At 67.0% G+C, this 7,808-nt stretch carries 6 protein-coding genes; 3 read left to right on the top strand and 3 right to left on the bottom strand.

What is annotated here, in order from left to right:
* Positions 1-2: 2 nt before the first annotated feature.
* The 3 genes from Q0319_RS15275 to fghA form a co-directional block, all read right to left on the bottom strand.
* Positions 3-1,598, bottom strand: coding sequence for a glucan biosynthesis protein G (locus tag Q0319_RS15275; RefSeq protein WP_296466380.1), 1,596 nt, complete (start codon positions 1,596-1,598; stop codon positions 3-5).
* A 154-nt stretch (positions 1,599-1,752) separates the two neighbouring features.
* Positions 1,753-3,519 (bottom strand): gamma-glutamyltransferase, encoded by a 1,767-nt coding sequence (ggt, locus tag Q0319_RS15280; RefSeq protein WP_296466383.1) that lies wholly within the window; start codon positions 3,517-3,519, stop codon positions 1,753-1,755.
* A 9-nt stretch (positions 3,520-3,528) separates the two neighbouring features.
* Complete coding sequence (gene fghA, locus Q0319_RS15285; protein ID WP_299454027.1) at positions 3,529-4,374, bottom strand: S-formylglutathione hydrolase; 846 nt, start codon at positions 4,372-4,374, stop codon at positions 3,529-3,531.
* 121 nt (positions 4,375-4,495) lie between these two features.
* Between fghA and Q0319_RS15290 the strand changes: the two genes are divergently transcribed.
* The 3 genes from Q0319_RS15290 to Q0319_RS15300 all read left to right on the top strand — a co-directional run.
* The gene (locus Q0319_RS15290) at positions 4,496-5,491 is read left to right on the top strand and encodes a LysR family transcriptional regulator (protein ID WP_299454030.1); all 996 of its coding nucleotides are present in this window, start codon (positions 4,496-4,498) and stop codon (positions 5,489-5,491) included.
* A gap of 170 nt (positions 5,492-5,661) precedes the next feature.
* Positions 5,662-6,822 carry a mandelate racemase/muconate lactonizing enzyme family protein gene (locus tag Q0319_RS15295; RefSeq protein ID WP_299454033.1) on the top strand — a complete coding sequence of 387 codons (1,161 nt, stop codon included), beginning with the start codon at positions 5,662-5,664 and terminating at the stop codon, positions 6,820-6,822.
* 42 nt (positions 6,823-6,864) lie between these two features.
* The coding region (locus Q0319_RS15300) for a tripartite tricarboxylate transporter substrate binding protein (RefSeq protein WP_299454036.1) at positions 6,865-7,808 on the top strand (944 nt) is incomplete at its 3' end.

Below are 7,808 nucleotides of genomic sequence, written 5' to 3' on the forward strand. Positions count from 1 at the left end.
CGTCACTCGGTTTTCTCATAGCCAGGCAACTGATAGCTCCAGGTTTCGGAGACGGGCGTCTGGCCGTGGACCAGATGGGCCCGCATTTCGACCGGCTTGGTCGTGTCCTTGACCTTGAGGCGCACGGTGACGCGCCAGCCGCCGGTGACGGGGTTGCGGCGCAGGCTGTTCTCGATCACGTCGGCGTTGCCGCCGGTGGAAAAGTTGAGCGATACCGGCAGGGGCGGATCATTGGGCTTGGCGGGGGCCGGATCGGAAAAGTCGATGACGAAGGCCGTGCTGCCATCGGGGCGCCGGATCAAGTCAGCGCCCTTGACCTCGCCTGCCGAGCGCCGCGTCTGTAGCACGCGCGCCAGTTTGGGATCGTACAAGCCGGCTTCGTTGCGCGTCCAGCGCAGCGTGTAGTTGAAATCCAGCGCGGAACCGGGCTTGGGCTGTTCTTCCGGTACCCAGAAGGCCACGATGTTGTCATTGGTCTCGTCCGAGGTCGGGATCTCGACCAGCTCGATGCGGCCCTTGCCCCAGTCGCCGCGCGGCTCGACCCAGAGCGTGGGCCTCAGGTCATAGCGCTCGTCCAGGTCTTCATATTGGCGGAAGTCCCGTCCGCGCTGCTGCAGCCCGAAGCCCCGCGGGTTTTCGACCAGGAACGAACTGTTGGCCAGCCGGCGTGGATTGTTCAGGGGGCGCCACAGCCATTCCCCGTTGCCGGCGTGGAAGGCCAGGCCGTCCGAGTCATGCAGCTCCGGCCGGAAGTTTTGGGTTCCGGACGGTTGGGCCGACCCGTACAAATACATGCTGGTCATGGGCGCGATGCCGAGCTTGGTTACTGGCGCGCGCAGGTAGATGCGCGACCGGACCTCGACCGTGGTGTCTTCGCCCGGGATGATGGTGAACCGGTAAGCGCCAGTGGCGCGTGGCGAGTCCAGCAGTGCGTAGACAACGAGGTGTTTGTCGCTGTTGGCCGGTCGGGCAATCCAGAATTCGCGGAAGCGGGGAAACTCCTCGCCTGACGGAACCGCGGTATCGATCGCGAGACCGCGCGCCGAGACGCCGTAGACTTGGTCCTTGCCAACCATGCGGAAATAACTGGCGCCAAGGAATGAGGCGATTTCGTCATCCCGCTTGGATGGGTTGTTGATCGGATAGAGGATCCGGAACCCCGCGAATCCCAGGCCTTCGAGTTGTTTGGGGTCGGGGCTGCGCGGGCCGAAGTCGAAGTCTCGCGGGTCATACTTGATTTCGCGCACCCCTTCCAGGTCCACCTCGTGGATCTTGACCGGCAGATCGAAGGCCATGCCTTGATGGTGGAAGGCGATCTGGAAGGGGGTGCGGCCTTCGGCCCACAGGAATTTCTCGCGCTTGGGCTGGATTTGCTTGTACTCCGCGAACTTGAGCTCGCGCAGCTCCCGTGGCAGTTGGCTGGTGGGAGCCTTGTATTTTTCCTCCGCGAGCGCTTTGGCGCGCCGGGCGACGTCCGAGAAGTCGAACGCCCAGGCGGAATGGGCGGCAAGGAACCCAGCCGCAAGGACCAGGGCCGGTAGGGAGAGGCATGCCCGCAGGCGCGTTCCTGCGAAAAACGGAGTGAAAAGTTCAGTCACGGATCTGGGTCGTCCGGGGTGGCGAGATATGCTGAGACAAGAGGATTTTAGAAGGTATGCCTGTTTGCAGGGGCTTTCTTCCGCAAGCATGTAATACCGGATGTAGCGATCTTTTATGGGGCCATATGGACGTCGAAACCCCCAATTGGTTCCCCTATCGTCCGTTTGCACTACCCTCGCGCCGCGGGTCGGCGCCGGCCCGCAGGAGCCCGTTGCTCAGTACTTCGATGCCATGCAGGCCGCTCGGAAACGGGCGCATGGCGACCGCGTGTCCCATGGCCTGCAACGCTGGAACCAGCGCCTCGAGCTGCGTGCCGCGTTCGAGCCCGGTGGTCCGGTTGCGGCCTCCGTAGCGGGGGAGGTCGATGGCGGACTGCACGTCCAGCCCCCACACGAGACTGGCGATCAAGGTTTGGGCGACATAATTGGCGATCGCGCCGCCGCCAGGGGATCCTACCACCATGCGCAGCCGCGGGCCGGCGCCGTAGGCCCGCAGCACGATGGTAGGAGCCATGGTGCTGCGCGGGCGCTTGCCTCCTTCCGGCCGGTTGGCGACGGGTATGCCGCGTGCATCCACCGGGGACAACGCAAAGTCCGTCAACTCGTTGTTGAGCAGGAATCCTTCCACGAAGATTTTGCTGCCAAACGCCTGTTCGATGGTCGAAGTCATCGCGACCGCGTTGCCGGCCGCGTCGACGATGGAGACGTGCGTGGTGGAGGGCAGCGCCGGGGTGTCGTCCTGTCCATGGCGAGAGGATGCCCCGGGCAGGGGTTCGCCCGGGCGCGCGCGCCCCATGGATCGTTCGGGGGAGATCAGCGCCGCCCGGCGGGACAAATAGGCAGGGTCCAGCAAGGCCTGCACCGGGACGTCCACGAAGTCAGGGTCGGCGAGGTAACGGTCACGGTCGGCATAGGCCAGCCGGCCGGCTTCGGAAAAGAAATGGACGGCGGCAACCGATGTGGGTTCCGCCTTCTCGATGGGCGTGTGCTCGAGCAGCGCCAGCATTTGCAGCACGGCCAGTCCCCCGGAACTCGGCGGAGGCGCGCTGCAGACCAAGTAAACGCGGTAGGGGCGGCACAGGGCCTCGCGCTCCTTGGCCGTATACCGGGCCAGGTCTTCGGTGGAGAGCGCTCCCGGGGTGGGGTGGCTGCGGACCGCGCGCACCATGGCTTGGGCCAGCTGTCCCTGGTAGAACGCGTTCGCGCCATCGCGGGCTATGCGCTCGAGGGTCCGCGCGAGGTCGGGGTTCCTCAGGATCTCCCCTTCCTGCCTGGGTGATCCGTCCGCGCGGAAAAAGTATTCGCGTGCCGCCGGCTGGGCGGCCAGCCGCTGGTTGCCGCGCAGCATGGCCGCCAGGCGGGCCGATACGGGAAATCCGCGGCGGGCCTGGTCGATGGCGTCGTCGAACAGGCTGGGCCAGGGCAGTTTGCCGTGGCGAGCGTGTGCCATCTCCAAGGCCCGCAGCAGGCCAGGCACGCCAACCGATCTGCCGCTGTCCACGGCTTCGAGGAAAGGCATGGGTGCGGCGCCGCGCATGAACAGGGTCTCGCCGACGGCAGCGGGGGCCGTTTCCCGGCCGTCGAAGAAGGTCACCGCATCGCGCGCCGCATCGTAATAGAGGAGGAATGCTCCGCCGCCGAGGCCAGACGATTGCGGTTCGACCAAGCCCAGCATCATTTGCGCCGCAATGGCTGCATCGATTGCGCTGCCTCCGCGCTCGAGCACGCGCAGGGCCGACTGGGTGGCCAGCGGGTGCGCGGTGGCTGCCATGAACCGGCGGCCCATTACCGCCTGCTTGGCTTGGTAGGCGGTCTGCGGCTCCGGGTCTACATCGAAATCGATGTCTTGGGCGACTGCGTGCGCGCCGGCCATCAGCGCGCACGCCAGCCCGAGTAACGGGAACTTACGAAAGCGTCTCATTGGCCGGGCTCAGGCGCCGAGTGCCTTCGCGTGGAACCCAAGGTGATCTTCGATGAAGGTGGAGATGAAGTAGTAGCCGTGGTCATAACCGGGATGCCGGCGCAGCTCCAGTGGCTGCCCGGCGTCGCGACACGCCGCCTCGAAGGCCTCGGGCCGCAGCTGGGTGTCCAGGAATTGGTCGGCCAGCCCCTGGTCGATCAGGATGCCATGAGGAAACGGCTGCCGCGATGCGCGCATCAGCTCCGTGGCGTCATATTGCTTCCACGTTTCGCGGTCCTCCCCCAAGTAATTCCCGAAAGCCTTGTGCCCCCAGGGGCAGTCCATCGGATGAGCAATGGGGGCGAAGGCAGAGACCGACCGGAATTTGCCGGGGTTGCGCAGGGCGAGCACGAGCGCGCCATGGCCACCCATGGAGTGTCCGAAGATGCCGGCGCGTCCGGGGTCGCCGGGCAGCTGGGAAGTCACCAGGCCGAAGAGTTCGTCGACGATGTAGCTGTACATCTTGTAGTGGCGGTTCCACGGAGCCTGGGTGGCGTCCAGATAGAAACCGGCGCCTACCCCGAAGTCCCAGCTATCGGCTTCGCCATCGATGCCCGCGCCGCGCGGGCTGGTATCCGGCGCGACCAGCATGATCCCGTGCCGTTGCGCGAAGCGCTGCGCGCCGGCCTTGATCATGAAGGTTTCTTCGGTGCAGGTCAGTCCCGCAAGATAGAACATCACGGGTACGGGCCCCGCGTCCGCATGCGTGGGCAGGAAGACCGAGAAGCGCATCGGCAGTCCGATGGCGGTGGAGTCGTGGCGGTAGAAACGTTGCTGGCCGCCGAAGCACTGGTGCAGGCTGATCAGTTCGAGCATGTGGAGTCCTTGCGGCCGCCCGGCCCGCGGCAGGGCGGCAAAGCGGTGGATCTTTCGCGGTACGCTTGAGACCCTGGGCCCGCGAGGCTAACAGGAATTGCCGCACACCGACAAGCAAGCCATGAGCAAAGCGTTGAACACCCCGACCCCGGCCGCCGAGCGGCAGCTCTCCTCGCAGGCCCGGCGCCTGGGCCTGGACCGCATCCGTTTCGATCTTACGTCCATCCGTCTATTCATCGCCACGGTCGAGCACGGCAGCATCACCCGGGCCGCCGAACAGCAGTGCGTGGCCGTGACCGCCGCCTCGCGACGCATCGCCGAACTGGAGGCCCAGTTCGGCATCGCGCTGTTCCAGCGCCGGCCGCACGGCATGGTTCCCACCGATGCCGGCCGCAGCCTGCTGGCCCATGCGCGCGCGCTGATGCACTCGGTCGAGCGCATGCACAACGACGCAGCCGCGCATGCCGACGGCCACAAGGGGCTGGCCCGCGTGGCGGCCTGTACCTCGGCGGCGCTGCAGTTCCTGCCGGGCGACATACGCGCGCACCAGGCGCTGTTTCCCGACATCGACATCGAAACGCAGGAGGGGACCAGCTACGGCGTGATCAAGGCGGTGGTGCAGGGAACCGCAGAGGTCGGCATCTACGAAGCGGCCGTCAGCACGCCGCCGGCGATGATGCGAACCCGCCCGTATCGCGAGGACAGGCTGGTGCTCGTGACCCACCGGGCCCATCCGCTCGCGCGGCGCAGGCAGGTGGGATTCGCCGACATCCTGCCGTGCGATCTCGTCGGCTTGAACGAGGACTCGGCGTTGTCGATGCTGCTGGTGCGGCTGGCCGCGCGCCACGATGGCAAGCTCAACGTCCGCGTGCGCGCCCGCAGCTTCGACACCATGCTGGCCATGATCCAGGCCGAGCTCGGCGTGGGGCTGGTGCCGCAGGGAGTGGCCCAGTGGCTGGCGGTGAGCAAGACGTTCCGCCACATCGAGATCGCCGAGCCTTGGGCGCGGCGGCAGTTCGTGCTGTGCCACCGGCATGCTCCCGATATCTCCTCCGCCGCGCTGTCGGTTGCCGAATTCCTGGCGCGATCCGGGCCGCGCGACGCACCGCCGGCCTGATGCGCATCCGCATGCGCGAAATGCGAAACCAGCGTGAAAAAAATAGCAATGGCCGCCAGCCGCGGCCTTTGTCAGCATAGCTGCCGGCTGCGCCTGCGCAGCCTCGAGGCTCATCCTGCCTGACGCCGCGATGCGGCGCGGAGGGCCGATTCGTTTCACGCTAGAAGGAAATGCCGGTGAAGATTGCCCGCGTACACGCTACGCCATTGAACGTCCCGCTCGAATATTCAGCCGGCGGTGTGCGCCGCTCGACGTCGCTGTCGGCATGCCATGTCGAGGTCGAAACCGCAGACGGGCTGGTCGGCCATGGCCTGACCGCGATTACGGAAGAAGAGGTCGCGGCAGGCATCATCAACGCCGTGGCCGGTCCCGCGCTGGTCGGCATGGACGCGATGAACCACGAGGCGGCGTGGAACAAACTGTACTGGCTGCTCTGTCCGCGCGGACAGACCGGCTATGGCATGCACGCCGTCGCGGCGCTGGACGTCGCGTTGTGGGACCTCAAGGGCAAGGCCCTCGGTCAACCAGTCTGGCGGCTCCTGGGCGGCGCCCGCTCCAAAGTGCCGGTCTACACCACCTTCGGCTTCAACTTCCTCGATCGCGACGCCCTTGCCGAGGCCGCACGCGCATGCGTGGCGGAAGGCTTCGGGCATCTGAAGATGGTGGTGGGGCACGGCGCGCTGCAGCGGCGCGACGAACCGCGGCCGCTGGGCGAGGTCATCCGCGAGGATGCGTTGCGCGTGCGCGCGGTGCGCGAAGCGGTGGGGGCCCAGCCTTCCCTCTACATCGATGCCAATTGCAGCCTCGACGGCTTCCATGCCGAGAAGCTGGCGCTGTCCGTGCGCGATTGCGACATCGCGTTCTTCGAGGAGCCCGTCACGCAGAACGACGTGCGCCTGATGGCCGACCTGCGGCGCCGCACCGGCATGGCCGTGGCGGCCGGCCAGAACGAGGGCCTCGCCTTCCGCTTCCGCGACATGCTGACCGCAGGGGCGGTGGACTACGTGCAGCCCAACGTGGTCATCAGCGGCGGCTTCACCCAGGCCGCCAAGATCGCTGGCATGGCCGAGGCCTACAACGTGCCGATGGCCAACGGCGGCGCCTTCCCGCTGCACAACATGCACCTGCATGCCGGGCTCGCGCACGGCGGAAGGGTCGAGTGGCACCTGGTGGCCGTGGAAATGATGAGAAAGCTCTACCGCGACATTCCCGAGCCGCGCGACGGTTGGCTGGAGCTGCCGGAGGCGCCGGGACTCGGCTTCGAGCCCGACCGCGCGTCCATCGCCGAGATCGCCAAGCTGCCGTGCTCGGCCGGCAAGGGCAAAGGATAGCGCCCGCCGTCGTCCGGACCCATACCCATAAAGGAGACATTCATGCGCATTGCCCTTCGCCTGCTGGCCGCGATGGCGCTCGCGGTGCCGGCCCTTTCATTCGCCACCGGCGCCTGGCCCGGCAGCCGTCCCGTCCGACTGATCGTGCCCGCCAGCGCCGGCGGTTCGCTCGATACCCTGGCGCGGCCGCTGGCCCAGGCCATGTCGGACTTGTCCGGCGGACGCTTCATCGTCGAGAACGTCGGCGGCGCGGCGGGAATGATAGGCGCGAACAACGTGGCCAAGGCCGCGCCCGACGGCTACACCTTTCTGTTCGGCGCCATCCATCATGTGATCCTGCCCATCGCCTATCCCAAGATGCCCTACGACACGGCCAAGGACCTGGCGCCCATCGGGCTGATCGCCAATGTGCCGAACGTAGTGCTGGTGCGCAGCGATTCGCCGTTCAAGACCCTGGAAGACCTGGTCCGCGCGGGCAAGACGTCGGAGCAGGGCCTGAATTACGGCACGGGCGGCAAGGGCGGCTTGCACCATCTCTCCACCGAGCATTTCAAGCTGCTGACCGGCGCCAAGATGCAGGCCGTGCATTACCGGGGCAGCGCGCCGGCGATCACGGACCTGCTCGGCGGCCAGATCGACCTGATGTTCGAGACCATGCCCATGGCCCTGGGCCAGATACGAAGCGGCGCGCTGCGCGCCCTGGCCGTCACGTCGGCCGCGCGCTCGCCCGCGCTGCCGAGCACGCCCACGCTGGCCGAAGCCGGCGTGCCCGACCTCGCCGTGACGACCTGGTACGGCATCTTCGGCCCCGCCAAGCTTCCGCCCGAGATAGCCGAACGCATGCGCGGGCTCATCGTCCAGGCCCTGGCCACCGACAAGATCAAGGCGCTGTGGAAGGACTACGGCGCTACCGTCGACGGCCCCGGCGCCCGGGACTTTCCCGGCTTCGTCGCCAGCGAATTGCGCCACTGGGCGGACGTCGGCCG

Origin of the sequence: uncultured Pigmentiphaga sp., assembly GCF_937950555.1 — a bacterium.
In the GTDB taxonomy this organism is placed as follows: Bacteria; Pseudomonadota; Gammaproteobacteria; order Burkholderiales; family Burkholderiaceae_B; genus Pigmentiphaga.

Excerpts from the sequence above, each read along its gene's own strand:
- Q0319_RS15295 (WP_299454033.1), top strand. The coding sequence starts at position 5,662 with ATGCCGGTGAAGATTGCCCGCGTACACGCTACGCCATTGAACGTCCCG.
- Q0319_RS15290 (WP_299454030.1), top strand. The coding sequence starts at position 4,496 with ATGAGCAAAGCGTTGAACACCCCGACCCCGGCCGCCGAGCGGCAGCTC.
- ggt (WP_296466383.1), bottom strand. The coding sequence starts at position 3,519 with ATGAGACGCTTTCGTAAGTTCCCGTTACTCGGGCTGGCGTGCGCGCTG.
- fghA (WP_299454027.1), bottom strand. The coding sequence starts at position 4,374 with ATGCTCGAACTGATCAGCCTGCACCAGTGCTTCGGCGGCCAGCAACGT.